This is a genomic window from Pseudomonas sp. VEM90 (assembly GCF_054611535.1).
The window spans coordinates 52,698-78,604 of the sequence record NZ_JBTRAR010000013.1; the positions used below are offsets into that span (position 1 = coordinate 52,698).

Annotated in this window: 23 protein-coding genes and 1 riboswitch; of the genes, 13 read left to right on the forward strand and 10 right to left on the reverse strand. The window is 62.6% G+C overall.

Features of this window, described 5'->3' with window-relative positions; translation table 11 throughout:
• The first annotated feature begins 4 nt into the window (after positions 1 to 4).
• The 3 genes from ACYCCG_RS14215 to ACYCCG_RS14225 all read left to right on the forward strand — a co-directional run bounded on the left by ACYCCG_RS14215 (position 5) and on the right by ACYCCG_RS14225 (position 1,397).
• Positions 5 to 526 (forward strand): GNAT family N-acetyltransferase, encoded by a 522-nt coding sequence (locus ACYCCG_RS14215; RefSeq protein WP_459670857.1) that lies wholly within the window; start codon positions 5 to 7, stop codon positions 524 to 526.
• Between the two features lie 110 nt (positions 527 to 636).
• Complete coding sequence (locus tag ACYCCG_RS14220; RefSeq protein ID WP_209966149.1) at positions 637 to 1,137, forward strand: DUF4142 domain-containing protein; 501 nt, start codon at positions 637 to 639, stop codon at positions 1,135 to 1,137.
• Positions 1,138 to 1,145: 8 nt separating this feature from the next.
• A complete protein-coding gene (locus ACYCCG_RS14225) occupies positions 1,146 to 1,397 on the forward strand; it encodes a hypothetical protein (RefSeq protein ID WP_004374436.1) in 252 nt (83 codons plus the stop codon).
• Positions 1,398 to 1,489: 92 nt separating this feature from the next.
• Here ACYCCG_RS14225 and ACYCCG_RS14230 read toward each other — a convergent pair whose 3' ends face one another.
• Both ACYCCG_RS14230 and ACYCCG_RS14235 read right to left on the reverse strand, forming a co-directional pair.
• Complete coding sequence (locus ACYCCG_RS14230; RefSeq protein ID WP_339443234.1) at positions 1,490 to 1,654, reverse strand: DUF6021 family protein; 165 nt, start codon at positions 1,652 to 1,654, stop codon at positions 1,490 to 1,492.
• 55 nt (positions 1,655 to 1,709) lie between these two features.
• On the reverse strand, positions 1,710 to 2,696 hold the full coding sequence (locus tag ACYCCG_RS14235) for a DNA-binding protein (protein WP_209966151.1): 987 nt from the start codon (positions 2,694 to 2,696) through the stop codon (positions 1,710 to 1,712).
• 239 nt (positions 2,697 to 2,935) lie between these two features.
• Here ACYCCG_RS14235 and ACYCCG_RS14240 point away from each other — a divergent pair, with 239 nt between their 5' ends.
• The 3 genes from ACYCCG_RS14240 to ACYCCG_RS14250 all read left to right on the forward strand — a co-directional run bounded on the left by ACYCCG_RS14240 (position 2,936) and on the right by ACYCCG_RS14250 (position 5,606).
• A complete protein-coding gene (locus ACYCCG_RS14240; RefSeq protein WP_209966153.1) occupies positions 2,936 to 3,541 on the forward strand; it encodes a helix-turn-helix transcriptional regulator in 606 nt (201 codons plus the stop codon).
• A gap of 119 nt (positions 3,542 to 3,660) precedes the next feature.
• Positions 3,661 to 4,662 carry a threonine/serine dehydratase gene (locus tag ACYCCG_RS14245; RefSeq protein ID WP_459670860.1) on the forward strand — a complete coding sequence of 334 codons (1,002 nt, stop codon included), beginning with the start codon at positions 3,661 to 3,663 and terminating at the stop codon, positions 4,660 to 4,662.
• Positions 4,659 to 5,606, forward strand: a complete 948-nt coding sequence (locus tag ACYCCG_RS14250) for an ornithine cyclodeaminase family protein (protein WP_459670862.1) — start codon at positions 4,659 to 4,661, stop codon at positions 5,604 to 5,606. The genes ACYCCG_RS14245 and ACYCCG_RS14250 overlap by 4 nt, the downstream gene beginning before the upstream one ends.
• A gap of 13 nt (positions 5,607 to 5,619) precedes the next feature.
• Here ACYCCG_RS14250 and codA read toward each other — a convergent pair whose 3' ends face one another.
• From codA to ACYCCG_RS14275, 5 genes are all read right to left on the reverse strand, one after another.
• Positions 5,620 to 6,861 (reverse strand): cytosine deaminase, encoded by a 1,242-nt coding sequence (gene codA / locus ACYCCG_RS14255; protein WP_339443231.1) that lies wholly within the window; start codon positions 6,859 to 6,861, stop codon positions 5,620 to 5,622.
• A 4-nt stretch (positions 6,862 to 6,865) separates the two neighbouring features.
• Positions 6,866 to 8,083 (reverse strand): PucR family transcriptional regulator, encoded by a 1,218-nt coding sequence (locus ACYCCG_RS14260; protein WP_209966161.1) that lies wholly within the window; start codon positions 8,081 to 8,083, stop codon positions 6,866 to 6,868.
• Entirely contained in the window at positions 8,080 to 9,345 is a 1,266-nt protein-coding gene (codB, locus tag ACYCCG_RS14265) for a cytosine permease (protein WP_209966163.1), read from the reverse strand. Before codB ends, ACYCCG_RS14260 begins: the two co-directional genes overlap by 4 nt.
• Before the next feature lie 230 nt (positions 9,346 to 9,575).
• The gene (gene tenA, locus ACYCCG_RS14270) at positions 9,576 to 10,241 is read right to left on the reverse strand and encodes a thiaminase II (RefSeq protein ID WP_176684254.1); all 666 of its coding nucleotides are present in this window, start codon (positions 10,239 to 10,241) and stop codon (positions 9,576 to 9,578) included.
• Positions 10,238 to 10,885, reverse strand: coding sequence for a TenA family protein (locus ACYCCG_RS14275; protein ID WP_209966164.1), 648 nt, complete (start codon positions 10,883 to 10,885; stop codon positions 10,238 to 10,240). Before ACYCCG_RS14275 ends, tenA begins: the two co-directional genes overlap by 4 nt.
• A 78-nt stretch (positions 10,886 to 10,963) precedes the next feature.
• A riboswitch (TPP riboswitch) is annotated at positions 10,964 to 11,078 on the reverse strand.
• A 252-nt stretch (positions 11,079 to 11,330) separates the two neighbouring features.
• On the opposite strand from ACYCCG_RS14275, the gene ACYCCG_RS14280 reads away from it, so the two are divergent.
• From ACYCCG_RS14280 to ACYCCG_RS14295, 4 genes are all read left to right on the forward strand, one after another.
• Positions 11,331 to 14,726 carry an Ig-like domain-containing protein gene (locus ACYCCG_RS14280; RefSeq protein ID WP_459670866.1) on the forward strand — a complete coding sequence of 1,132 codons (3,396 nt, stop codon included), beginning with the start codon at positions 11,331 to 11,333 and terminating at the stop codon, positions 14,724 to 14,726.
• A gap of 56 nt (positions 14,727 to 14,782) precedes the next feature.
• Complete coding sequence (locus ACYCCG_RS14285; RefSeq protein WP_459670867.1) at positions 14,783 to 15,766, forward strand: SCO family protein; 984 nt, start codon at positions 14,783 to 14,785, stop codon at positions 15,764 to 15,766.
• 88 nt (positions 15,767 to 15,854) lie between these two features.
• Positions 15,855 to 18,182: a putative bifunctional diguanylate cyclase/phosphodiesterase gene (locus ACYCCG_RS14290; protein WP_459670869.1), complete on the forward strand. Its 2,328-nt coding sequence runs from the start codon at positions 15,855 to 15,857 to the stop codon at positions 18,180 to 18,182.
• A 90-nt stretch (positions 18,183 to 18,272) separates the two neighbouring features.
• The gene (locus tag ACYCCG_RS14295) at positions 18,273 to 19,223 is read left to right on the forward strand and encodes a site-specific integrase (RefSeq protein WP_176684259.1); all 951 of its coding nucleotides are present in this window, start codon (positions 18,273 to 18,275) and stop codon (positions 19,221 to 19,223) included.
• Here ACYCCG_RS14295 and ACYCCG_RS14300 read toward each other — a convergent pair.
• Positions 19,213 to 20,259, reverse strand: coding sequence for an SMP-30/gluconolactonase/LRE family protein (locus ACYCCG_RS14300; protein WP_209966173.1), 1,047 nt, complete (start codon positions 20,257 to 20,259; stop codon positions 19,213 to 19,215). The two genes, ACYCCG_RS14295 and ACYCCG_RS14300, sit on opposite strands and share 11 nt — an antisense overlap.
• Positions 20,260 to 20,386: 127 nt before the next feature.
• On the opposite strand from ACYCCG_RS14300, the gene ACYCCG_RS14305 reads away from it, so the two are divergent.
• The 3 genes from ACYCCG_RS14305 (at position 20,387) to ACYCCG_RS14315 (ending at position 24,027) form a co-directional block, all read left to right on the forward strand.
• Positions 20,387 to 21,286, forward strand: coding sequence for a LysR substrate-binding domain-containing protein (locus ACYCCG_RS14305; protein ID WP_209966175.1), 900 nt, complete (start codon positions 20,387 to 20,389; stop codon positions 21,284 to 21,286).
• Between the two features lie 137 nt (positions 21,287 to 21,423).
• A complete protein-coding gene (locus ACYCCG_RS14310) occupies positions 21,424 to 22,944 on the forward strand; it encodes an FAD-dependent oxidoreductase (protein ID WP_339443228.1) in 1,521 nt (506 codons plus the stop codon).
• A 72-nt stretch (positions 22,945 to 23,016) separates the two neighbouring features.
• Positions 23,017 to 24,027 carry an aldo/keto reductase gene (locus ACYCCG_RS14315; RefSeq protein WP_176684263.1) on the forward strand — a complete coding sequence of 337 codons (1,011 nt, stop codon included), beginning with the start codon at positions 23,017 to 23,019 and terminating at the stop codon, positions 24,025 to 24,027.
• An 88-nt stretch (positions 24,028 to 24,115) separates the two neighbouring features.
• Here ACYCCG_RS14315 and ACYCCG_RS14320 read toward each other — a convergent pair whose 3' ends face one another.
• Both ACYCCG_RS14320 and ACYCCG_RS14325 read right to left on the reverse strand, forming a co-directional pair.
• Entirely contained in the window at positions 24,116 to 24,808 is a 693-nt protein-coding gene (locus tag ACYCCG_RS14320; protein ID WP_459670873.1) for a TraX family protein, read from the reverse strand.
• Positions 24,809 to 24,811: 3 nt separating this feature from the next.
• Entirely contained in the window at positions 24,812 to 25,888 is a 1,077-nt protein-coding gene (locus ACYCCG_RS14325) for a metal-dependent hydrolase (RefSeq protein WP_339443227.1), read from the reverse strand.
• Positions 25,889 to 25,907: the final 19 nt, after the last annotated feature.

A 25,907-nucleotide genomic window follows, 5' to 3' on the forward strand; every position in this document is an offset into this window, starting at 1 on the left:
ATTCATGCTTATCCGCCCTACCCTTGAACAGGACATTGAATGGCTGCCGGACGTCGAGCGTTCGGCAGCCCAGGCTTTTGTCAACTGGCCGGCACTGGCCTGGCTGGCGCAAGGCGAAGTCATGGATGGCGCGGCGCACAGGGCTTTCGTCGAGGAAGGTGGTAGTTGGGTGGCGCAGGACGCGGCTGGGTGCATTGTGGGTTTTGCATGCGCCCGGCTGGCGGATCAGGCATTGCACCTTCATGAAATATCGGTGCGCCAGGAGGCCCAAGGGCAAGGTGTCGGGCGCCGGTTGCTGCAGCAAGTGGTCGATGCAGGGCGCTGCGCCGGTGTACGTGAGCTGACACTGACCACCTTTGTGGATGTGCCTTGGAATGCGCCGTTCTATGCACGTTTCGGGTTTGAGATGCTTCAGGAAAGGCGGCTTGGCGAACGGCTCCGGGGCATTCTGGCCAGCGAGTATGCTCACGGTTTCAGTGGGCGTTGTGCAATGCGTCTGCGCGTTTCGCCGCCTCTCACCCTCTAGTTCAGTGTCGCGCGGTCGAAACCCGCAGCAAAAAAGATTAAACCTTTGCCACGGCTTCACCCTCAACCGTACGCGACACAGAGGTCGCGCCACGGTTTAAGGAGTGAAGCATGAATAACCTCTTCATCAGGCATGTTGGTTTTTCCATGGTCTTGGGCCTGGCATCGATGCACGCAATGGCCACGACTTCCGATGATTTCGTCGATGCAGCCACCGAGGCCGGCATTGCCGAAGTGGTGACTGGCAAGCTGGCTCAGGAGAAAAGCCAGAACGCCGAGATCAAGACTTTCGCTCAGCAAATGGTCACCGACCACACCCAGGCCAACCAGAAACTCGGCGACATTGCCCGCAAACTGGACATTTCGGTTCCGGATGAGGCCGCGATGACCGACAAGATCAAGAAAATGATCCTGGAGTGGCGCGACGAGTCCTTCGACAAGTCGTACCTCAACAACCAGGTCGACGCTCACGAAAAAGCGGTGGAACTGTTCAAGAAGGAGGCTGCATCGTCCGACAAGGCCGAGCTGAAGGCCTTTGCCAGCGAAACGCTGCCCAAACTCGAACAGCACCTGGAGCAGGCAAAAGCCCTCCAATCCAAGCACGGCAAGTGAGGCCGCACATGAGTAACGATGCATTGAAGACCGAAGTACTTACCCGCCTGTTGCATGCGCACCCCGAAGGGCTGGGCAAGGAAGTGCTGGACAACTACCGCGGCGAAAAGGCGGTGGCCGGCATGCTCAAGACGCTGCAGGAAGCCGGTTTGATTCACGACGGGAGCGTGGCAGTAAGCAGTGATCACCAGATCAGCGTGCACTATCCGATCAAGCTGTCGGCGGCGGGCGTAGAGGCCGCCAGGCGCGCCGAGGGCTGACACTTGCCTGGTCTGGTCTTGTCGCCAGCAAGCCCGCCCCGAGGGATAGCGCATGGCTTGCCGGCGATGAGGCCAGTCATCAAGGCCGTGGCTCACTCCTTTTTCTCAATGTCTCCAGGCGGCCTGGCCGGCCCCTGTGGGTCGACTTGAGGGTCTTCGACATCCGGGGAATCGGGGTCGAAACCAAGGTCCGTCTTTTTATCGGCCTGCTCGGTCGAGTGAGGCCCCTCTTTGCGTGGTGGTTGAGATCCCGGCATGGCGTTGTCTCCGGTGAGTGTCTAGGGAAGAAACCACCCGCCAGGAAAAGTTTGATTAATCTGCGCCCGGGGCCAACTGCGCCCGACACTGTGCCAACGCCTCATCACGCGCCTGCAGTTGCTCCTCAAGCCGCTGCAGCTGCCGCGCCTGCTCGGCGCACAGGTCGCGCCTGGCTTCCAGACTTTGGGCTTGCACATCGAGCTGGCGGCGCATCTCTTCGCTGGCACCTTGTGCCTGGGCCAGGATCGTGCGCAGGCCCTGGATCTGCGCATCGCGCTGCTCCAGCAACTCATCCTGTGCCCGGCATTCACTGGCCGCCTGACGGTGCTCTCCCAGTAAACGCTCATTGTCGCGGTGCAAACGGGTAAGTTCGTCCTGCTTGACGATCATGCCCTGCTGCAACTGGCGCAACTCCACCTGCATCTGCTGCAACTGCGCTTCATGGCGGCGCTGTTCCTGCTCGCGCTGTTCACGGCTGGCATTGCGGTAGTGCTCCAGGGCGTCGCGGGCATGGCGGTGCTTGTCTTCCAACGATTTGACCTGCTCGTCCTTGTCAGCCAGGCGCACCTGCAACTCACCCAGCGCCTGGTTGAGGCTGGCACTGCGCAGCTGTTCGGCCTGCAGCGTGCTTTGTGTGGACAGCAGTTTTTCTGTCTCGGCCGCCAATGCCGCGGCATCGATCTTGTGTTGCTGGTGCGCTGCTGCCAGTGCCTGCTGGGCGATTTCCAGCTGCGCCTCAAGCGTCTCGCGCTGTTGCGTGAAGGTGCTCTCGGCCTGCTCGATCTTCAGGTCGGCCTCGTCCTGCAACTGGGTTGCCAGTTGCCCAACCAGGCGGCTCAGCACATCGCTCAGCGCGACCCCGCCTTCGGAAGCCACCGGCTGCTGGCCGTTCAGTTCCTTCAGGTAGCGGTGAATCGTGGTTTTGGAGCCGGTATTGCCCAACTCGATACGTATGGCATCGATGCTGGGGTTTTCGCCCCGGGCAATCAGCGCCTGACGCGCCTGCTGCACTACCACCTTGTTGATACCGCCACGGGCCATGCTTGCTCCTACGATTTTGTACTGTGTTATGTAACATGTAATTACGTACCAATTATGGCAATATCAAACCACCCCTGCAAACATTTCCTTAGGTGGAATAATCACGGCTTATCGCATGTGATAGGCAAATTGGTCTTGTTTTGAACCCGCACACCCGTACGGAAGCTGCCGGCTCGCCATCTTGTGCCGTTAACGCTTTGCCGCCACCATGGACGTCCAGCACCGATCACCGACAGAAAATGACCCTGGAAAACTACAAGGCAATCGCCGACAGCATCGCCCTGCTGCTGTATCCGCACGCTGAAGTCATCGTCCATGAACTGCACAGCCAGACGGTCGTGCACATCGCCAACAACTTTTCCCGGCGCAAGCTGGGCGATGATTCGGCAATCGATCACGAACTGGACGATGTACTTGGCGGTGCCAACCTGGGCCCTTACGAGAAGCTCAACTGGAACGGCCAGAAGATCCGCTCTATCAGTACCGTACTGCGCAACTCGCAGGGCGAACCCGAGTACCTGATGTGCATCAATCTGAACGTGTCGGTACTGGAGCAAGCCCGCGTGGCGCTCGATGCGTTCTTCCAGATGAGCCGGCTGGTACCGCAACCTGACTCGCTGTTCCGCAACGACTGGCAGGAACGTATCAACACCTTCCTGCATGCCTGGCTGCAAGCGCGCAGCTTGTCGCTGCAGACCTTACAGATGAAGGACAAACGCAGCCTTGTGCAGGCGCTGTACGCTGAAGGCGCGTTCGAAGGGCGAAGTGGTGCTGACTATGTCGCCAACGTTCTGAGCATGGGTCGGGCCACCGTTTACAAATACCTGAAAGAGCTCAAGGGCTAACCCCCCGTCGCTTGGCCGATCTGGCAGCCTGTCAGGGTGTTGCCAGTGGTGGCGCTCGCCCACTTGCCTTGAGTGGATGAATATTCTACTGTGGATAAATATTCCACAAGGAGCGCAGCATGCCAGTCGCGACTGTTTCACCGACCATTGTCGATGCCCGATACCTCGATGCACTGTACACGTCCATAAAGGAAGCCCACGGCGCGCTGCGCCCCGCCGTCAGCATCACGCCGCTGACTCGCAGCGCCCGTTTGTCAGCACTGACCGGCTGTGAAGTGCTGCTCAAATGCGAACACCTGCAGCACACGGGTTCATTCAAGTTTCGCGGCGCCAGCAACAAGGTGCGCCTGCTGCCGGCCGAGGCGCGCAAGCAGGGGGTGATAGCCGCCTCTTCCGGTAACCATGGGCAGGCCCTGGCCCTCGCCGGCAAGATGGCTGGCGTGCCAGTGAAGGTCTACACCACCACGGGCGCGTCGGCATACAAAACAGAGGCAATGCGCGCGCTGGGCGCCGAAGTGGTCTGCCTGCCCACCGACCCGCTGAGTGCAGAGCTGGAAGCAGCCAGGCAAGCCAAGGCCCAGGGCGTCCCCTTCGTGTCACCCTACAACGACCTGCAAGTCATTGCCGGCCAGGGCACCATCGGCATGGAGCTGTTCGAGCAGGCGCCAGACCTGGATGCGGTGTTCGTTGCCGTGGGCGGTGGCGGGATGATTTCCGGCATCGGCGCCGCCTTGCGCGTACTCAAGCCGGGCATCGAGATCATCGGCTGCTGGCCGGCGAATGACCCGACGTTGCAGCAATCGCTCAAGGCCGGTGAAATCATCGAAGTGGATGCCTGCGAAACGCTGTCCGATGGCACGGCTGGCGGCGTCGAGCCAGGTTCGGTCACCTTCCCGCTTTGCCAGGCACTGCTCACCGATACCGTGCTGGTCAGCGAGGACGAAATCCGCTGTGCCATGCGCGAGATCGCCAGCAGTGAGCGCTGGATCATCGAAGGCGCTGCAGCGGTGGCGGTCGCCGGCATGCAAAAGCTCGCCGAGCGCTATCAGGGCAAGCGTGTCGCGGTGATCCTGTGTGGCCGTAACATCCTGCTGGAAAAGTTCCTCGAGGCCGTTCAATGAAGGTCTTCAGCAAGGCGCAGATCATCGCCCACTTCAACCCGGAGCTGGCGGTAAGCCAGCTGGAGGAAGGCTTCATCGCCTACTCCGAAGGCAAGGTGCAGGTGCCGCCCGTGCAGGGCTTCGCATTCAAGGGCGCGAACGGTGACTGTTGCGTGAAGTCGGCCTACATCGAAGGCAGCCCGACCTTCACCGTCAAGCTTTCGACAGGCTTCTACGACAATCCGTCCAAGGGCCTGCCGAGCAATGACGGCCTGATGCTTGTGCTGTCTGCACACACCGGTCAGCCGCTGGCACTGCTGCAGGACCAAGGCTGGCTGACTGCCATGCGCACCGCGTTGGCCGGGCGTATCGCCGCCCAGCTGCTGGCGCCATCCCACGTCAAGGCCATTGGCATCCTCGGCACCGGCATGCAGGCGCAGATGCAGCTTGAGCAGCTTCGCGCTGTGACCGACTGCCGCCAGGTGATTGTCTGGGGCCGGCATGAGCGCGGGCTTGCGGCCTATACCGCATTTGCCCGCGAGCTGGGCTTCGGGGTTCGCAGCACGCAGGATGCGGCCGAGGTTGCGGGTGCTGCAAATCTGATCGTCTGCACCACGCCTTCTCGCCAGGCGCTGTTGCACAGCGATTGGGTCCAGCCGGGTACGCATATCACCGCCGTCGGTGCCGATGCGCCCGGCAAGCAGGAACTGGACCCAGCACTGGTGGCAAGGGCAGACCGTATCATCGTCGACTCCATCGCGCAGTGCAGCCAGTACGGCGAAGTGGCCCATGCCCTCGGCAGCGGCCGGATCGACGCTAACCAGCTGATCGAGCTGGGTACGCTGCTGGCTGGCCGCGCCCAGGGGCGTGAGCACGACAGCCAGATTACCCTGGCGGACCTGACCGGTGTGGCAGTGCAGGATGCACAAGTCGCAAGCTACGCCCTGGCCGCCCTGTGCACCTGAGGCGACAACAGCGTCAGCGCAAACGTTGCACCTGCGCTGGCGTGCGCTGCATCAGTACCTTGCCATTGCGTACCGATACCAAAGCGTGCCCCTGGCTGCGCACCATCTCGTAATCATCCGGCGCCGACAGCAGCAACAGGTTCGCCGGCCGCCCCACCTCGATGCCATAGCGCTCGCCCAGGTTCAGGGTGCGGGCGCTGTTGTCGGTAATCAGGTCCAGGCAGCGCTGCAGGTCTTCATAGCCGAGCATGTGGCAGATGTGCAGGCCTGCTTCGAGAATGCGCAGGATGTTGCCATTGCCCAGCGGGTACCACGGGTCGACGATGGAATCCTGGCCGAAGCACACGTTCATGCCGGCGCGGTCAATCTCGGCCACGCGGGTAACGCCACGACGTTTCGGGTAGTTGTCGAAGCGCCCTTGCAGGTGAATGCTCTCGGTCGGGCACGACACAAAGTTGATGCCCGACAGCTTGAGCAGGCGGAACAGCTTGTAGCAATACGCATTGTCATACGAGCCCATGGCCACGGTGTGGCTAGCCGTGACCCGGGCCCCCATGCCGCGTACCCGCGCTTCTTCGGCCAACACTTCGAGGAAGCGCGATTGCGGGTCGTCGGTCTCGTCGCAGTGCACGTCCACCAGGCAGCCGGTACGCTCGGCCAGGTCCATCAAGAACTTCACCGACGATACACCCTGGTCGCGGGTATTTTCGAAATGCGGAATGCCGCCGACGACGTCAGCGCCAATCGCCACGGCTTCAGTCATCAGCGCCCGGCCGTTGGCGTACGACTCGATGCCCTCCTGCGGGAAGGCGACAATCTGCAGGTCGATCAGCTCACGCACTTCATCACGCACCTCGACCATGGCCTTGAGCGCGGTGAGTTTCGGGTCGGTCACATCGACATGGGTGCGCACATGCTGGATACCGTGGTCCACCAGCATGCCGATGGTTTTTTTCGCACGGGTCTTGATGTCGTCGTGGGTGGTGATTTCCTTGCGCTCGGACCAGCGCTCAATGCCTTCGAACAACGTGCCGCTCATGTTCCACTTCGGCTCACCAGCGGTCAGCGTGGCATCCAGATGAATGTGCGGCTCGACAAAGGGCGCGACCACCAGGTTTTGCCCGGCGTCCAGGTCATTGACCGTAGCGGGCGCCACGGCGTCGGTCTGGGGCACGATGGCGGCAATGCGCTCGCCGTTCAGTTCGACGCGGAACAGGCCAGGCTTGCCGCGCAGGCGTGCGTTGATAATGTTCATGCTGTTACTCCTTGCCGTGGATTTCGCTCATGCGCCATACCAGCATGGCGACCGAAGCATTCATGCGAAAAAGCGGGTCGTCCAGCGACTGCCCGCTCAGTTGTTCGATGCGCTGAATGCGCTGATTGATGGTGTTGCGGTGCAGCCCCAGGCGTTGTGCGGCCTTGAGCCCGTTGCCATTTTCCATGAGCAAGGCGTCGAGGGTATGCACCAGGGCATTGGCGTGTTTGCGCCCGGGGGCGATCAGCGGGCCGAGGGTGCGGCTGACGAAATCGTCGATCAGCGAGCGGTCGACAATACCTTGCAGCAAGCGCAGGACGCCAAGCTCGCTGAAGTTGCAATAGCCGTTAACCGGGCGCAGATGCTGCGCTACATCCAGCGCCTGGCGTGCCTCGTTGAGGGCCTGGCGGTAATGCGCGCAATCGTCAGCGAGGCTCGACAGGCCCATGTAAAGGCCCAGTTCACCTGTCGCGGCTTGCAACTGCCGGTACAGCGCACCCAACGTCTCGGGTAAGTCGTGCGTATCGGCCAGCAGCACCACGAACAGGTCGCCCGGCAGTTGCGCTGTCACACTGTCAGGCCGCTGGCGGCACCAGGCTTCCAGCTGGTCTTCCAGGGCCTGCCGGGTGGCTTGCCAGGTACGCTCGCCGTGGGCCAGCCCTTGGCGCTCGAACAAGGCGTCCACGCCCGTCAGGCGCAACGCCAGCAGGCGCCGAGGCTTGTCCAGCGCCAGTTGCAGGTGCGCTGCACGCTGCCGGGCAATCGCCAGGCTCGGGTAGTCGCCCGTCAGCAGTTGACCAAGGATGTCGTTGCGCGAGCGGCGCACCTGGCTCATCTGCACCAGTGCAGTGCCGATCAGGTGGGTGACCACCACCATCTTCAGCGCGTAGGGCTGTTCGATCAGCGGCAAGCCCAGTTGCTCGGCGCGCGCGATCACGGGCGCCGGGATGCTCTGGATGAAACTGCCGCCGGTGAGAATCACCATGCCGGCAATGCCCACGGCGTCGCCATCCTCCACCAGGCTCAGCAGGTTGGCTTCGCCGCGCGGGTGGTTGATGCCAGTGACGAACACCAGTTCACCGCCCATCACCCATTCGGCGATACCCTCGTTCTCCGCCACGTAAGGCCAGCGTACCCGCCGTTGCAGGTTGCGCGCCCCGGCCCGCACATGCATTTCGTGCAGGCCGGGCAAATGCAGGATCTCGTCCAGCGCCAGGCTCACGGCTCGACACCCGCCTGGCGTGGCGCCCGGCGGCGTGCGCCCAGCTCTAGAATGACGATGTAGCACACTGCCGAGGCGGCGATGCCCACCAGCGGCGCGACCCACGGTGAGGCATAGGCCAGTACAGCGCCCACGGCATAGGCAAACAGCCCGGTGAGGTTGTAGCGTGGCAGGTTTGCCACACCCAGCGCCGGGTATTTGCCGCGGTGGCGATACCAGAAGTCAGCCATGATCACCCCACCCACCGGCGGAATGATCGACCCCAGCAGCACCAGGAACGGGATCAGCATTTCGTACATGCCACCCATCGCCAGCACAATCCCAACTCCGGCCGCCACCAGGGTTGCCGTGCGCCGGCGCTCACTGCGCAACAAATGGCAGGCGGCGGCCGACACGTTGTAGATGGTCGGCCCCTGAATGGTCCACAGGTTCAGGCACAGCATCACCACCGCTGCGAACGACAGACCCTGCAGCATCATCACGTCGACGATATCGGCCTGCTGGTAAACCATCGCGCACCACGCTCCGGCCACCACCATCAGGCCGTTGCCAAGGAGGAATGCCACCACGCTGGCAGTCACCGCTACCCGGCCACTGCGTGCCAGCCGTGTCCAGTTGGTGGCCTGGGTGGCGCCGCTGGCGAAGGTGCCGAAGACCATGGTGACTGCCGCCGAAAAGGTCATGGTTTCATGCGGGACGACTGCAGCCAGGCCGGCAAAGCCACCGGCATCACGGGTGGCGATGTACATGGACACCAACAGCAGCACGAACATCAATGGCACCGACACCCGCGACAACACATCCAGCCCCTTGAAACCGATGATGGCCGTAATGCTGAAACCCAGCCCGAACAGCACCATCAAAGGCATGCCGAAGCCATCCGCCAGCCCCAGCAGCTTGACCAGCACGATGGCCACCGTGGCCGTGCCCCAGGCATACCAGCCCAGTTCGGCAAAACCCAGCAGAAAATCCGAGAGCCGGCTCCCCGCTTCACCGAAACAGAAGCGCCCCATCAGCACGGTGTTCAGCCCGCTGCGCGAGGCGATGAAGGCCAGCACTGCGGCATACAAGGCCAGTAGGCTGTTGCCGAGGGTAGCCACCCACAGCATGTCGACAAAACTGAATGCCATGCCCAGCTTGCCGCCGGCGAACATCGTGCCGGTAAAGAAGGTGAAGCTGAACAAGACCATCGCGATCGGCAGCAGGCCCCTACGGGCGGACTGCGGGGCTTCGCTGAGGGGGAATTCGCTGGGTGAGCTCATTGCACGGGGGCTCCGGGTTTGTAGTCGGGAGCAGAAAGAGCAATATGCGGGCCGCTTTTTTTACTGCGCCGCCACCCGGAAAAATCGGGCTGGTCGCCCAGAAATCCATATGCACTGTGCACATTAAAGCCGCGACCTGACGATTTGAAGTGTGCGGGACGACTTATTTTGAGGCGTTCATGCACCAAAGCAGGCTCAGGCTGGGTAGTAATCACCCAGCCCACGGCGGTTTACACGATGCCGTCCAGCCCCATCTGCCAGAAATCAGCCTCCAGGCTGGAGGCCTGGCCAAAAATCCCTGCCAGTTCGGCGAACCGTTGCTCGGTCATGCTGCGCGCTGCCAGTTCGTCCAAGTGCTTGCGCGCTGCTGCGGCCACCCCTTGGTAGCCCTCCCCGGCATACTCGCCAATCCACTCGCGGTAGGGGTGATTGCTCAAGTCGCCAATGCGCTCGGCCAGGGTCCGGCCGATTTCGGCATAGCCGATCACGCAAGGTGCCAGTGCCACATGCAGCTCCAGCAGGTCGCCGGCAGCGCCGCAGTCCAGCACGTAACGGGTGTATGCCACCGTGGCCTGGTGCTCTGGCGCGGCTTCGATGTCTGCCTGGGTCAAGCCCCAGCGCGCGCACAGGCGCAAGTGCAGCTCTGTTTCATCCAGGATCGCCGCCAGCCCGGCCTGCGCCGCGCGAATGTCGGTCGGGCGGCGGCTCTTGTAGGCGGCCAGCGCCCAGGCGCGGGCGAACTGGATCAGGAACAGGTAATCCTGCACAAGGTAGGTTCGGAACGCTTCCTCGCTCAGCGTGCCCTCGCCCATCTGCCGCACGAAGTCATGGTCTACGTAGCTGTTCCATTGTGGCGTGGCGGCGGCCTTGAGGCGCTCGAAGATATCCATGCTCATTTGCCCTCCGGGTACACTGCATCGAAGAAAGCCAGCTCCAGCGCCGCGGTGCGCTGGTAGAAGTCACTGGCCAATGCGGCCTCCTGCGGGCCGACGCGGTCCAGTTCGGCCTGCAGGAAAGCGACGAATGCCTGGAACGCCGGGTTGTCGTGCAGGGTAATCCACTCGGCATGGACGAAGTTGTCCGGCATCGGTTTCGGCGCCTTGAGCGCCCAGTCCAGGTACAGGCCTTCGGCAACGTTCAGCACCGCCAGTGCCGCTGCATAGGAACGGGTGGCTGCCGCTTCGCGCATGATCGCCTTGAAACCTGCGGTAGGCGCGGTATCGGCCGGTTCACTGCGTTGCGCCGGGCTGACACCCAGGGCCTCGAAGGCACGCAGGAAATAGGTGTTCTCGTCACTGGAGATCATCCCGGCAAAGCGGCCGAAGCGCAGGCGGGCTTCAAACGTGTCAGCGGTGGCGATCGCCGCGCCCAGCAGGGTCAGGAAGCTGTCGAGAAAACGGTGGTCCTGAACCAGGTAGCTGACCATGATCGGGTCAGGCAGGCTGCCGTCGCACAATTGGGTCACGAAACGGTGGCCAACGGCCGCCGACCAGGTCGGCTCGCACTGGCGGCGCAGGGACTGGCTGAAACGTTCGGTCATGTTGCTGTCCTTGATGAGGGTGACAGCGAGACCTTGAAAGTTGGCATGGACTGGCCTCGCAGTGAGGCCGGCAAAAAGGCAGGTTACAAGCCCCATCCCTTCGCCGGCATGATCCGGATCAGGTTCGAAGGGTCACCGCGCTGTAGCGTTCAGCGGTTTCTCAGCCCATTGCCGGGCTCCCCTTGGTGGCGTTCAGGTATACCCGAGGGCGCCGCGCCTGTCACTACTCTCCAACTCCCCAAACTGTGGGCAATTGTGACCCGCTAATGGGTATCTGCCCCCATTCTTGACGCGCCATCGTTTAGTGCACGCCAGGCGCTGCAAGGTTTTGTATGTCAAAGCATTACTGAAATATCTGTTGGCATAGCTGTTGCTCATGGCCATTTAACGGGCAGAACGCCATTGATGGCTTAAGGCCGTAAGGCCGCAACAGAGGCTTAAGCCAATGAAAACATCCGCCATGAGCCACGCGTCCAGGCGCGCGTTCCATCTGTCCTCCGTCACTGCGCTGATTATCAGCCTGGGGTTGATCACGGCCATGGCAGCCCCCCTCGACGACAACAGCCCGCCACCGCCGACCGACCCGTCGGCCTACACCGACCAGCCGGACGACCCGACCGCTGCCTTGCTTGAGCTGAAAACCTTGCCCGAGGCCAACGAGGGCGCGCTGGAGCTGACCGATGGCGTGTATGGCGACCGCAGCACGGTACGCACCGACAACGTGCTGCCGCCTGCCCTGCAAACGTCGGACAAGTACCCTACCAACGGCAAACCCAGCCCGTTGTTCGGTGCGCAACCTTTCACCCAGCAACTGTTGCTGTTCGAAGAGTTCGGGCCAGAGATGCTCGACCCGACCACGCCGGCGCCCGATCTGACCTTCCCGGTCCCCACCCTCGGCGCGGCCCCCGCGCAAGACCCCAACGTGGTGGCACGCAGCGGACCCAGTGGCAGCGCACTGGAAGCGTTCCTCAAGCAACCCGGCCTGTACCCGTTCCCGACCCAGTACGCCAACGTGCTGGACCGCAACCCATGGAAGGCGCAGATCGAGATGTTCCTCAACCGCCAGCCGGTCGGCTCGCCCGCTGAAGGCCGGCCACCAGGAAAAGGCTGGTCGCACCAGCGCTGGAACGAGTTCTACCCGCAGGCAGCGTTCAAGACCGCCCAGGCCGGTGCGCGCATCAACCTCGGTCTGCGCGACCGCAAGCAACTGCACAACTATGCCGTCGGTGAATTCGCCCCGGGAGGCCTGTACTACCAGACCTCCGACATTCCGACCACGCTGGGCACCACCAAGGGTATCGACATACGCTTCCACCCAAACATGCCGCTGCAAAACCACAAATCGTTGTGGACCTTCGACGGCACTTTCCCGCCCAAGCTGCTGATGGTGCGCTACGGCCAGCCAATCCTGATGCGCCATTACAACGCCCTGCCGATTGACCCGTCGGCCAACGGTGGCTTTGGCCTGCATACCATCTCGACCCACGAGCACAACGGCCACTCCCCGGCCGAAAGCGACGGCTTTGCCAACGCGTACTTCTTCCCCGGCCAGTACTACGACTACCGCTGGCCGGTGCAACTGGCAGGCTACGACACCATCAACACCCGTGCCCAGGACCCGCGAGCAGCTTTCCCCTGCTCGCCGGGTGAAACCTTGTTCGTCAACGATGGCACACCGGGCCTGAAAACCTGCGAGAACGGCAGCATCAAGATTCGTGGCGACTGGCGCGAAACCATGAGTACCCACTGGTTCCACGACCACATGATGGATTTCACGGCGCAGAACGTCTACAAGGGCAACGCCGTGATGATGAACTACTACAGTGCCCTGGACCGCGGCAACGAAGCCCTGCAGGACGGTGTCAACCTGCGCTTCCCAAGCGGTTCAGCCATGCCTTGGGGTAACCGTGACTATGACGTCAACCTGGTGATTGCCGACAAAGCCTGGGATGCCAATGGCCAGCTGTGGTTCAACCCGTTCAACACCGACGGCTTCCTCGCTGACCAGATTCTGGTCAACTGGCAGTACAAGCCCAGGCTCAAGGTGCGCGCGCGCAGCTACCGCTTCCGTCTCCTCAACGGCTCGGTGTCGCGCTACTTCAAGTTCGCCGTGGTGCGGGAGATTGCCGGTAACAGCGGTGAGTTCAAAGGCCCGTCCGGCTCCAACCTGTCGTATGCGCGGGTACCATTCCACATGATCGCCAACGACGGCAACATCATGGAACACGCGGTGCCATTCGACGGCACGATGGACCTCAATGGTGACGGCAACCGGCAAGACAACAACGGCGTCTTGCCGGTGCAGGCCATTGCCGAGCGCTACGACATCATCATCAACTTCGCCAGGAACGGCATCAAGGCAGGCGACAAGCTGTACTTCGTCAACCTGATGGAGCACGACTCCGGCAAAGGTCCGAAGCAAGCTATCCCGTTGGCCGACGTGCTGTCGGAAAAATACAAGGCGGTGATCAAGCAGACCAGCAAAGGCCCGCAGTGGGACAACGGCGATCCGGCAGTCGGCAAGTTTCTGCAACTGTGGGTGCAGCCGTACACCGGCCAGGACCTGAGCATGGACCCGGTAGCCTATGAGCCGGCCAAGCCAGGCAAGGCGGCCGGCCTGAAAATGCTGCCCCTGCCCATTGACCGCGATGCCGCAGCGGACCAGGCCAAACTCAAGGATGCCCGACACCGCGAGTTCATCTTTGGCCGCTCCGACGGCACGGACACCACCCCGTGGACCATCAAGACCGACGGCGGCTTTGGCTACAGCATGGACCCGCGCCGCATCAGTGCCGCGCCACAATTGGCCAACCAGTCCACCGACGCTGGTTTCAGCGGCGACGGCACCCTGGAAGTGTGGAAGATTGTCAACGGCGGCAATGGCTGGAGCCACCCGGTACACGTGCACTTCGAGGAAGGCGTGATTCTTAGCCGCGACGGCAAGGCCCCGCCAGAATGGGAAAAATGGGCGCGCAAGGATGTGTACCGTATCGGGCAGGAACCTGATTCGTCCAAAGAGGTGGAAATGGCCATCCGCTTCCGCGAGTTTGCCGGCACCTACATGGAGCACTGCCACAACACCCAGCACGAGGACACTTCGATGCTGCTGCGCTGGGACATTGAACACCCGGGGCAGTTCCAGGTGATGCCGACCCCGCTTCCGGGATGGGATGGCGTGCACTACATGGCCTCGGTAGGCCTGCCAACGTTCCGCACCAAAACCCACGACGACAATGACGACCCGGCCAACAAACCACCCGTCGCGGCCAATGACAGTGCCGCAACGACGGCTGGCACACCGATCACCCTGAACGTGCTGGCCAACGACAGTGACCCGGACGGCAATGTACCGCTCACGGTAACCGGCCTCAGCCAGCCGGACTCCGGCCAGGGTGCCGTCAGCACTGACGGCACCACCGTAACGTACAGCCCGCCCGCTGCGGTCGCCACGCCATTCACGGCCAGCTTCAATTACACGGCGCGTGATACCAAGGGTGCCGAGTCGGTGGCCCCGGCCACGGTCAGCATCGCCGTAACCGCAGCAGCGGCGGCCGACGAACTCAAGGTCACCAGTGCCACGGTGCAGGAACGCAGCGGCAACCGTTTCACCTGGGATGTGCAGGGGACTACCACGGTGGCCACGGGCAACAGCATCAGTGTGACTGCAGCAACCACCGGTGGTCCGGTAAGCCTGGGGAACGCGACGCTGACTGCCACGACTACGGGGGCCCGTTGGCGGGTAGCGGTGACCACCACCGGCTTTGGCCCGGCCACGCCAGCGACGGTCACGGTGAAATCGGCACTGGGCCAGACGGTGACAGCGCCAGTCAAATACAAGTGAGTGCAAAGCGGGGACCCCTATGCGGCCCCGCTCAGCCAACCCACGAGGACCGCATCATGCCCGGCTCATGGCGTTTCCTGCTGGTACTTGCGTTGTTCGCCGCCAGCATACCGTTCTGGCCACTGCACCCCCAACAAACGGTGGCCGAAGCAGCTGCCTCTCCCTGGGGGGCCAACTACTTCCCCAACATCCCCCTGCTCACCCAGGATGGCGAAAAAGTGCATTTCTTCGACGACCTTATCAAGGACAAGGTGGTTGCCATCAACTTCATCTTTACCGGCTGCTCCGATTCCTGCCCAGTGGAAACCGCACGCCTGCGCCAGGTACAGAAAATCCTCGGTGACCGGGTCGGCAAGGATATCTTCCTCTACGCCATCAGCATCGACCCCTATAACGACACCCCCGCCACCCTCAAGCGCTATGCCGAAAAGTTCAGCATCGGCCCAGGCTGGACCTTGCTGACCGGCGAACCTGACGATATCGAGCAACTACGCCGCAGCCTGGGGCTATGGATCGATGGCCTGGAAAACGGCCGCTCCAAAGACCATAACCTGAGCCTCATCATCGGCAACCAGGCCACCGGCCGCTGGATGAAAGCCTCGCCTTTCGAAAGCCCGTACATCCTCGCCGACCGCCTCGGCAACAGCTTGCACAACTGGAAGCAGGCCAGCGCCATGACCAATGACTACGCTCAAGCGCCGCAGATGCGCGCACCCAGCAGCGGCGAGCAGATCTTCCGCACCCGTTGCTCGTCCTGCCACACCGTGGGCAATACCGAGCCAGGCCCGCCAGGCATCGGTCCCGACCTGCTGGGCGTGACCCGTCAGCGTGACGCCAACTGGCTGGTCCGCTGGCTGAAGGCGCCCGACCAGATGCTGGCCGAGAAAGACCCCCTGGCCATGCTGCTGTTCGAGCAATACAACCGCCTGGCCATGCCCAACATGCGCCTGGGCGATGCCGAAGTCAGCGCATTGATAAGCTACCTCGAAGAAGAAACGGCACGCCTGCAGACTCCCGTTGCAAATAGGGGAATCCCCTAAAGGCGATTAGCCATCAGTCATCAGTCATCAGGCTGTCATCTCGCTGTCGTATTTTCCGAGCATCACCCAGGGTCGGGAACTATCAGCAGTGATTCGCCGTTCGCTTTCCTCATCCAGCCTTCTGCGACTGCTGATCCTGATACTCTGTGCAGCGACCCTGGCCTTTCTCTGGGGGCTGCACGTCACGCAGAAAGCCGCCGCCCGACAGGATGCACTGTCGGCCAAGGCCATCGAGCACCTGAACCTGGCCAACATCTTGGGCGAAAGCCTGCGACAGCTTGTCGACCGCGCCCAGGCGGTGGGTCGTGTTACCCAGGACGATATGAAAGCGCTGCGTCAGGGCAACTTCCGCCTGGCACCCAGCCTGGTAGCAGACCCAGTTTTCAAGCGCTTGAGCCTGTACGACCGACAAGGCCGGCTGCTGTCGGCCAGCCATACCGATGAGGCCGCCGAGTTGCCGGCAGACTGGTTGCGCCAACTGCAACGGCACATTGACCGCTACGGTTTCAAACCTTTCCTGCCAAGCATTCAGCCTGTCAACCAAACCGCTGCCCTTCCCACTTGGCGCCTGCCCTTCCTGCTGCCGTTGACCAATTCGACCGGCCGGGAAATCGACAACATTTTGGCGGTGCAACTGGACGTCGGCTACCTGGCGGTGCTGTTCCAGCCTATCGACCTGGGCAACAGTGGCCTGGTGCGTCTGCTGCAGGATGACGGCCTGGAGCGGCTGCGCATCGACAACAGCGGCACGGTGACTGCCGGCGACCTATTGCAGCCCCCGCTGCCGGCGCTAAACACCGAAGCGGGCATGCTGACCCAGTACGTAGCGGGTGATGCCTACCAAAGCGTGTACCGCCATGTACCCGAGCAAGGCTTCAGCGTGGTGGTCAGCCAGCGCCAGGCAGAAATCCTCACACCCTCGACGCTGGCCTATTCCCGGCAATTCTGGTTGAACCTGAGCATGACCCTGATGATCCTGGCCAGCCTGCTATGGACCTTGCGCCTGCTACGCAAGCGCCAGGAGGCATTCGATGCGCTGGAACATGCCCAGCAGGTCAATCAGCAGCTGATCGTGCGCCTGGAGGACGAACACCGGCGCAGTAGCCACGCCGCCGCCACCGACCACCTCAGCGGCCTGCACAACCGCCGCCAGTTCGTCGAGGTGGCCAGCCAGGCGTTGACTCGGCAACGTGGCAAGCGCCGACTGATGGCGATCCTGTTCATCGATATGGACCGCTTCAAGTCGATCAACGACTCGCTCGGGCACAAGATTGGTGACCTGCTGCTACAGGCTGTGGCCGGGCGTATCCAGCGCCTGCTGGAGCCGGGCGATGAGGCTTCGCGCTTTGGCGGCGACGAGTTCGTGGTGTTGTTGGCCGGCGAGCGCAGCGAGGAGCAGATCAACGCCTGGGTCCACGAACTGGTGCAGAAACTGTCGGCCACCTACGCCCTGGATGGCCAAGAGGTCAACACCAGCCCCAGCGTAGGGGTGAGCATCTGTCCGCGTGATGGCCAGGACATCGACAGCCTGATACGCAGCGCCGATGCGGCGATGTACTCGGCCAAGCAGGCAGGGCGCGCGCAGTATCGCTTTTTCGACCCCTCGCTGAACCTGGCCGATATCCAGGCGTTTACCCTTGAACAGGCGTTCGGCAGTGCCTTGGCCGAACGCCAGTTCGTGCTGCACTACCAGCCGCAGATGCGCCTCGACACCCTCCAGGTGCTGGGCTACGAGGCGCTGGTGCGCTGGGACCACCCCGAGTTCGGCCTGCTGTACCCGGACCGCTTCATCGGCCTGGCCGAGCGCAGTGGTTTCATTGTCGAGCTGGGTTGGGAAGTACTGCAGCTGGCCTGTGAAGCCTTGTCGAGCTGGAATGCCCAAGGCCGCAAGACACGGCTGGCCGTCAATGTCTCCGCCCTGCAGCTGCGTCAAGCCGATTTTGCTGACCGGCTGCTGAGCAAGTTGCAGCATCATGGCATCGCGCCCCAGCAGCTGGAGCTGGAAATTACCGAAACCACCATTCTCGACCCCGAAGGCACGGCGGTGGCGCACCTGCATACGTTGCGCGGCGCAGGTCTGGGTATCAGTCTGGACGATTTTGGCCGTGGCTACGCCGGCTTTGCCCACCTGCATTCACTGCCCCTGAGCAAGCTGAAGATCGATCGTTCGCTGATCGCGGCGCTGTCCAACAGCCATGACGACAGCCCTATCGTGTCCTCCACCATCATCCTGGCCAAGCGTCTGGGCCTGGAAGTGGTGGCCGAGGGGGTGGAAACCCGTGAACAGGTGGTGTATCTGAAGCTTGCCGGCTGCGATATCGCCCAGGGCTACCACTTCAGCCGGCCACTGTCGCTGCCGCAGCTGTGGGTTTACCCGCCCTTCAACGGTATCGAGGACAAGGCATGCGTGTACTGAGCGCAACGGCAGGCTTGCCGATGGCGTTGGGCAAGGACAGGCAACGCATTTCGGTTTATCGTGTACCGATCACACACCGACACCCGCACCATGACCGATATCGAGCGCTACCTTCGCGCCGCCACCCGTGACAACACCCGGCGCAGCTACCAGGCCGCCATCGAACATTTCGAAAGCCACTGGGGCGGTTTTCTCCCGGCCACTGCCGAGAGTATCGCCCGCTACCTGGCCGATCATGCCGACCAGCATGCCGTCAGCACCCTGCGTCAACGCCTGGCCGCGCTCAGCCAATGGCACGTCGCCCAAGGTTTCCCCGACCCGACCAAGGCACCCTTGGTGCGTCAGGTGCTGCGCGGCATCCGCACCCTGCACCCGACGCCACCCAAACAGGCCGCCCCGCTGTTGCTGCAACACCTGCAAACTGCTGTGACGTGTTTTGAAGAAGAAGCCCGACAAGCCCGAGAGCACCACGATTTGGCAGCCCTGCGCCGGGCTCGCCGTGACAGCGCCTTGCTGTTGCTGGGTTTCTGGCGTGGTTTTCGCGGCGATGAGCTGGCACGCCTGCGCATCGAACACATCCAGGCCGAAGCCGGTGTCGGCATTACGCTTTTCCTGCCACGCAGCAAGGGCGACCGCGAAGCCTTGGGCGTGCAGCACCGCACCCCTGCCCTCAAGGCCTTGTGCCCTGTCACTGCCTACCTGCAATGGCTTGAAGTCGCCGGTATTGCCCATGGACCAGTGTTCCGCAAACTCGACCGCTGGGGCAACCTTGGCGACAGCGCGCTCAACAGCAACAGCCTGGTCGGCCTGCTGCGGCGCATGCTGGAACGCGCCGGGGTGCCGGCGGCGCTGTATACCGGCCACTCGCTACGGCGTGGCTTCGCCACCTGGGCAACCGCCAATGGTTGGGAACTGAAATCGCTGATGAGCTATGTGGGCTGGAAAGATGCCAAGTCGGCGCTGCGCTACATCGACTCGGCGCAACGCTTTGGCGAACTGGCCGTGCTACCGGCCAGTCAGGTGCAACCGCTTATTCCTTGAAGCTGTGCCTGGCGACGCCGCCCGTTTCCGGGCGGATGGCATACAGGTCGCCAGCGTCCGGATAATGGTGCAGGTCTTCTGGCATCATGTCGTAACGCGCGGTGCTGATGTACAAGGTGTTCATCCCGGGCCCGCCAAAGCAGCAGCTGGTGGGGCACGGTACTGGCATCAACACCTGGTCGGTCAGGTGCCCGTGGCGGTCGTAGCGCAGCAGGCAACTGCCATGGTACTGGCACACCCACAGCCCGCCTTCGCGGTCCAGCGCCAGGCCATCCGGCCGGCCCAGTTCGGCGGGGGTTTCGGCAAACAGCGTAACAGCGCCCAGCCGGCCTTCGATGAGGTACTCGGCGCGGTAGATCGCACGCGCCGCCGAATCGACGAAGTACACCGTGTGGCCGTCCTGCGACCAGGCAAGGCCGGTGGGCAAAGCCATGTCATCGTGAATCACCTGGTCGCTCAATTGCCAGTCAAAGCGAAAGAGCGCCCCGGTATTGCCACTGGGGGCCTCGTCCATCAGGCCGGTGACGAAGCGTCCCTGCGGGTCGCAGGCGCCATCGTTGAAGCGGAAAGTCGAGCGCGGATGAACCGATGCCGAATGCTGGCGCACCTTGCGCGTTGGCACATCGAAGATGGCCACGCTGGCATCCTCGGTGAAAATCAGGTTGCCTCGGTCGGTCAGCGCCAGGGCGCCAATGCGCGCGGCAGACTCGTAAAGGCAATCGACTTCGCCATCAGGTGCCAGGCAGTTGATGCGCCCGCCAGAGATATCGACAAAGTACAGCACGCCACTGCCTTCATCCCAGACCAGGCTTTCACCAAGGTCCGCGCGTGCGTTGGCAACTTTGACTGGCACGTAGTTGCATTCCTTGATGCGTCTCCTACGCTCGGCCACCTGCGCCAGGTCGCTGGTCTGCACACGGCCGAGGTCAAGACGATAGCTGACGCCGCTGTCTTTGTTGAAGCGCGTGGCGGTGTACTGGCCATCGCTGTCATGAGTGTGATGGCACAGCGCACCGGCCAGGTGAGTAACGGGCATTTCTGGCTACCTTCAATTCTCCTTTTTTACGATATCAACAAAAAAATCAATGACTTAATATTAAAAGCATGCAACTTTGATATCCCATGGATATCACCGCCGTGTCGCCACGCTGCAGGAATGCTGGATGATCGAAACACGTTTGCTCAGGCAGTTCATCGCCGTGGCCGAAGAGCTGCACTTTCACAAGGCCGCCCAGCGCCTGCACATGGCGCAGCCACCGCTGAGCCAGGCGATCAACCGGCTTGAAGAAAAGCTCGGCTTTGGCCTGTTTCTGCGTAACAAGCGCGAGGTGCGTCTGACTGCAGCGGGTGCAGCGTTTCTCGACACCGCTTACCGCACGCTTGCCGAACTGGAACAAGGGATCGAGTACGCGCGCAACGTTTCTGCGGGGGTCAGCGGCAAATTGACCATCACGGCCATTTCCATCGCCTATTACGACTCGCTGCTCAACCGCTTGCGCCGCTTTCGGGAAACCTATCCGAACGTGCAACTGACCATCCGCGAGATGCCATCCGCCGCTCAGGCCAAGGCCTTGCTGGCCGGTGAGGCGGATATTGGCTTCATGCGCAGGCTTCCGCTACCAGTCGGCACCCTGGAGGCACGCTTGCTGCTTGACGAGCAGATCGTCATGGCGTTGCCCGCCAGCCATCCCAAGGCACGGCACGAAGTTGTCGACTTGCGCGAGTTTGCCGATGAGGACTTCGTGTTCACCCCGCAAGCGCTGGGCGGGGGCTACCACGCGCAGTTGGTTGCGCTGTGCGAATCGGCCGGGTTCTACCCCAGGGTCGTGCAGGAGGCGGCGCAGATCCACACCCTGCTTGGCCTGGTGGCCTGCGGCTTTGGCGTGGCCCTGGTGCCGGAGTCGTTCGTCCGCTCGACCCCGCGCGAACGTGTGCGGTTTTGCCCGATCCGCCCTATCCAGGACCAGCCCACCCCGGGGCTTGGGCTGTACATGAAATGGAGCGCCCAGAATGCTTCGCCAGCGCTGGCCAACTTCATTGCCATGTTCGAGGCGCAGCAATAAGGCCACTTCCACGAGCCTGTGAAGAGGTCCACCCACGCCGCACGAAATTCATCCCCTCCACCGATCGTCAGCTCAACGCCCCCCCTACCCGCCCCTGGCGTCAAATGATTCCAAAGGCCCCTTTGGAGAAGCCCCCCATGACCCAGCACGCCGTGGCACGCTTGGCCCAGCTCGACGAACACCGCCCCCTGCGCGTCCAAGCCGGTAGCGAAGAACTCATCCTCGTCCGTCAAGGGGAGCAGGTACACGCTTATCAAGGCAACTGCCCCCATGCCGGAGCCCCACTCGACGAAGGCGTAGTCTGCGGTGGCCTGCTGGTCTGCCCATGGCACAAAGCTGCGTTCGCGGTTGACGACGGCGTGGTCTGTGAGCCGCCTGCGCTGGCCGACCTGCGCCGCTACAGGGCGTGGATCAAGGGCGATGAAGTCTGGGTCGATGACCAGCCCCTGCCGGCAACCGAACCGCCCAGGCACAGCGATGCCCGCTGTTTCGTGGTAGTCGGCGCCGGTGCCGCCGGCAGCGCCGCCGTCGCCACCCTGCTGGCTCATGGCTTCGCTGGCCGGTTGGTATGGATCGATCAGGAACGCCAGCCGGCCTACGACCGCACAGCACTGAGCAAATTCGTGATTGCCGGGCAGATGCCGCCCGATGAGGTCCCCCCGCTGCTCGAAGCCGACGCCCTGCGCAAGGGCCAGCTGGAACGCAAGTGCGGCAAGGTGCGCACCCTGAACAGCCAGAAGCGCCAGGTCACCCTCGCCGATGGTCAGCAGATCGATTACCACGCCTGCCTGCTGGCAACCGGCGGTAAAGCACTGCGCCCAGACATTCCCGGTGCCGACTTGCCCGGGGTGTTCACCCTCCGCTCACTGGAAGATGCTGCACAGCTGCTCGATGCAGCCGAGCCTGGCCAGCCGGTGGTCATCGTCGGTGACGGCTTCATCGGCCTGGAGGCAGCCTCGGCATTGCGCAAATATGGCTTGCAGGTGCACGTGGTCACACGCCACGAAGTCCCTCTGGCCCGACAGTTGGGTGAGCGGATCGGGCGCTGCATTCGCGCGCTGCATGAACGAAAAGGGATCACCTTCCATGGCCCTACCGAGGTCGAGCGGATCGAAGGCCAGGACAAGGCCGAAGCGGTGAAACTGGCCAATGGTGAACGGCTGCAGACCCCCTTGGTCCTGCTCGGCACCGGGGTAAAACCCGCCACCGCGTTCCTTCAAGGTGTGCCGCTTGGCGAAGACAAATCGGTGAGGGTCGACGCAGAAATGCGCGCAGCTGACGGTTTGTGGGCCGCAGGTGACATTGCCACGTTCCCGCTCACGGGGCGCCCGGTGCGCATCGAACACTGGCGCCTGGCCCAGCAACACGGGGTTATCGCCGCCGCCAACATGCTTGGCGAACAGCGCCGTTATGCCGATGTACCCTTCTTCTGGACCTACCAGCACGGCCGTACCTATGAAGTGCTGGGTCATGCCAGGGACTGGAACCGGATCGAATTCGTCGGGGAGCCGGAAAAAGGCGATTTCGTTGCCCTGCAGTGTGTGGATGAGCGCGTCGAGGCCGTTATCGCCAAAGGTTATTCCGATGCCATGGCGACACTGTCGCAACGCCTGAAGCGCCCGTTAAGCCTGCAGGAGGCTTTGGCGCTCATTGGCTGAGCGGTGCCTTTCAATGCTTCCCGGTTGTGTGTAAAACAGGCAGGTCAGCCGACTGCACAAGGACCCACGCGCATGATCTACCGCCCCCTCGGCCACAGTGGCCTGCAGGTTTCCGCCCTTACCCTGGGCAGCATGATGTTCGGCGAGCAGACCAGTACCGATGATGCCCTGCGCATCATCGACAAGGCCTGGGACCAAGGCATCAACTTCATCGACACCGCCGACGTGTACAACGCCGGGCGCTCGGAAGAAATCGTCGGTGAAGCCGTGGCGCGCCATCGCCATGACTGGGTGGTCGCCAGCAAGGTCGGCTTCGGCCCGGCCGACGGCCTGCCCAACCGCAGCGGGTTGTCGCGCAAGCACATCTTCAATGCCGTGGATGCCACGCTGACCCGCATGGGCATGGACTACCTGGACATCTACTACCTGCACCGCGAAGACCACAAGGTACCGCTGGAAGAGACCGTGCAGGCCATTGGCGACTTGTTGCGCCAAGGCAAGATCCGCTACTGGGGGGTGTCCAATTTCCGTGGCTGGCGCATTGCCGAGGTCTGTCATATTGCCGAGCGCCTTGGCGTACCCAAGCCGGTAGTCAGCCAGCCACTGTACAACATCGTCAACCGCCAGGCCGAGCCAGAGCAACTCACTGCTGCGGCCGCGCACGGTCTGGGCGTGGTGCCGTTCAGCCCGCTGGCGCGAGGCGTGCTCAGCGGCAAGTACGCGCCCGGGGCGGTGCCGGACGCTGGCAGCCGTGCCGGGCGCCAGGACAAGCGCATCATGGAGGTGGAGTGGCGCCAGGAATCGCTGGCGATTGCCCGGCAGATCCAGGCCTATGTCGAGGCCAAAGGTGTGGGGATCGTCGAGTTTGCCATTGCCTGGGTATTGAACAACCAGCTGGTGAGTTCCGCTATCGTAGGGCCTCGCACCGAGGAACAGTGGGAGACCTATGGCGGTGCGCTGGCGGTGAAGATCACCGCAGAGGACGAGGCGTTCATTGACTCACTGGTGACGCCGGGGCATGCGTCGACCCCAGGGTTCAATGATGTCGCGCATTATGTGAGTGGGCGGTTGGCACGCAGCTGAGCGTCTTGCTGTACTGGCCTCTTCGCGGGCAATGGGGGCCCGACGCGGGGCTCCCGCCCCCCTTGATCACCGCGGCCCGATGCCTGGCTCATGACAGGACCTTGATGACCAGCAAATGCAGCGGATAGAACAGGTAACCCCAGCGCCCCACTACGGGCACCCGCCATTCATCATGCCGTAACAACAGCACCCCGAGCGGAATCGCCAGAGTCGCAGCAGTCAGTGTCAGCACCGTGAACGGCGCCAACAGGTGCTCGCGCAACCAGCTATTGGTCAGATTGCCGCCCGCAGCCAACAGGCAAGGCAACAACCCGACAACCCCACCCTGCCTGCGCGCCATCAACCAGGCGCCCGGCAGCAACACCCCCGGCAACCCATACATCAGCTGCTCACGCAACAACCAACCCGCCAGCAGGCCGGCGATGCCGAGCACGCGTGCCGATATCAAGGGGTGATGCACACCCCAGGCAACCACCAACCCCAATAACAAGGTCGGCATCACGCTGAATGTCTGCGAGCCACTGTCCAGCCAACGATACGCAGGCTCGGACAGCACCGCGAACATCAGCATCAGCGCCAGGTAGCGCAGGTTGCCACGGGTATACAACGCCCCCGCACGGGCTCGTCCCACATTCACTGCAATCGCCAGGCAGAACAGCGGAAACGCCAGCCGCCCCAACACGAACAGGCTATCGGCCTCGGGCCACAAAAAACGCAAGTGATCGACGACCATGGTCAACATCGCCGTCCATTTGACCAGATCCAGCCCGGCCGAGCGCAAGCGCTAGCGCTCGCGCTCTACGGGGCTGACGCCCAGGTAGCGTTCGGTCCACACTGCCAGAGGCAAGGGTGGTTGCTGTTCGATAATGCGCCGCCAGATCAACGCCAGGTCTGCACCACTGAACATCGAACCTGGGCCAGCGCCCTGGAACATCGAAGGCACATCGACAATCCAGCGCCCCTGGTTGTCACGGTGGGCCATGTTGAAACGGAAGGTGTAGTTGCCTGGAATACCCATACGCAGGTCGGTGACCACCAGCGCATCACCGATCTGGTCGTATCGCAGCCAGTCATCGGTGAACCAGCGCAACCGCTGGTGCAGGGGATCATCGTTCAGCGCTTGGGCAAGCTGCAGGTTACGTGACAAGCGTTGCATCTCGGGCGCTTGCCGGTCGAATGCACTGCTGATGCCTTCGTAGTAATCCCCTTCCGCAGTCTTGGCCAGCACCCGCCAGACCAGGCTGTTGAACGCGATCGGCACGGCGCGGACCTCGTTGGTAGCGATACCGCGCTGGTGCAGCGCCGCCTCGAAGCGCTGCTCGGCCGCCATGCGCCCGGCAAGGCCAAACCCCAGGTAAGCGGTACTGAATACCAGCGCCAGGGTCAATAGGCGTTTAGCCCTGGCAGTCACGCCCTTGGCGATGGCGTAGATGACCGCCAGCAGCAGTGGCACGGTATAGACCGGGTCGATGATGAACACCGCCGCCCAGCTTTGCGGGGTGCCTTGCAGTGGCCAGAACAGCTGCGTGCCGTAGACCGTAAAGGCGTCCAGCAACGGGTGGGTAACCAGTACCAGCCAGAATGCGAGGAACAGCCGTGGCAAGGTATAGCCCTTGCCAGGCCAGCATTTGTTGACCAGCCAGGCCAGCAGCAAGGCCAGCCCCGTTAGCACGAACAGCGAGTGGGAAAAACCACGGTGGTAGGTCATCTGCGACACCGGGTCGGCGTAGCGAATGATCACATCCAGGTCCGGCAACGTGCCCAGTGCTGCACCGTACAGCAGCGAGCGTCGGCCCTGGATGCGCCCGAGCACGGTCCCTTGCAGCGCCGCGCCGAGTACGGCTTGGGTGATGGAGTCCAAGGGGGGATTCCTGAAAGAG

Coding starts and splice junctions, on each gene's coding strand:
- ACYCCG_RS14215 (WP_459670857.1), top strand. CDS start 5: ATGCTTATCCGCCCTACCCTTGAACAGGACATTGAATGGCTGCCGGAC.
- ACYCCG_RS14310 (WP_339443228.1), top strand. CDS start 21,424: ATGACCCAGCACGCCGTGGCACGCTTGGCCCAGCTCGACGAACACCGC.
- ACYCCG_RS14295 (WP_176684259.1), top strand. CDS start 18,273: ATGACCGATATCGAGCGCTACCTTCGCGCCGCCACCCGTGACAACACC.
- codB (WP_209966163.1), bottom strand. CDS start 9,345: ATGAGCTCACCCAGCGAATTCCCCCTCAGCGAAGCCCCGCAGTCCGCC.
- tenA (WP_176684254.1), bottom strand. CDS start 10,241: ATGAGCATGGATATCTTCGAGCGCCTCAAGGCCGCCGCCACGCCACAA.
- ACYCCG_RS14235 (WP_209966151.1), bottom strand. CDS start 2,696: ATGGCCCGTGGCGGTATCAACAAGGTGGTAGTGCAGCAGGCGCGTCAG.
- codA (WP_339443231.1), bottom strand. CDS start 6,861: ATGAACATTATCAACGCACGCCTGCGCGGCAAGCCTGGCCTGTTCCGC.
- ACYCCG_RS14280 (WP_459670866.1), top strand. CDS start 11,331: ATGAAAACATCCGCCATGAGCCACGCGTCCAGGCGCGCGTTCCATCTG.
- ACYCCG_RS14220 (WP_209966149.1), top strand. CDS start 637: ATGAATAACCTCTTCATCAGGCATGTTGGTTTTTCCATGGTCTTGGGC.
- ACYCCG_RS14285 (WP_459670867.1), top strand. CDS start 14,783: ATGCCCGGCTCATGGCGTTTCCTGCTGGTACTTGCGTTGTTCGCCGCC.
- ACYCCG_RS14245 (WP_459670860.1), top strand. CDS start 3,661: ATGCCAGTCGCGACTGTTTCACCGACCATTGTCGATGCCCGATACCTC.
- ACYCCG_RS14305 (WP_209966175.1), top strand. CDS start 20,387: ATGATCGAAACACGTTTGCTCAGGCAGTTCATCGCCGTGGCCGAAGAG.
- ACYCCG_RS14240 (WP_209966153.1), top strand. CDS start 2,936: ATGACCCTGGAAAACTACAAGGCAATCGCCGACAGCATCGCCCTGCTG.
- ACYCCG_RS14275 (WP_209966164.1), bottom strand. CDS start 10,885: ATGACCGAACGTTTCAGCCAGTCCCTGCGCCGCCAGTGCGAGCCGACC.
- ACYCCG_RS14315 (WP_176684263.1), top strand. CDS start 23,017: ATGATCTACCGCCCCCTCGGCCACAGTGGCCTGCAGGTTTCCGCCCTT.
- ACYCCG_RS14230 (WP_339443234.1), bottom strand. CDS start 1,654: ATGCCGGGATCTCAACCACCACGCAAAGAGGGGCCTCACTCGACCGAG.
- ACYCCG_RS14300 (WP_209966173.1), bottom strand. CDS start 20,259: ATGCCCGTTACTCACCTGGCCGGTGCGCTGTGCCATCACACTCATGAC.
- ACYCCG_RS14250 (WP_459670862.1), top strand. CDS start 4,659: ATGAAGGTCTTCAGCAAGGCGCAGATCATCGCCCACTTCAACCCGGAG.
- ACYCCG_RS14225 (WP_004374436.1), top strand. CDS start 1,146: ATGAGTAACGATGCATTGAAGACCGAAGTACTTACCCGCCTGTTGCAT.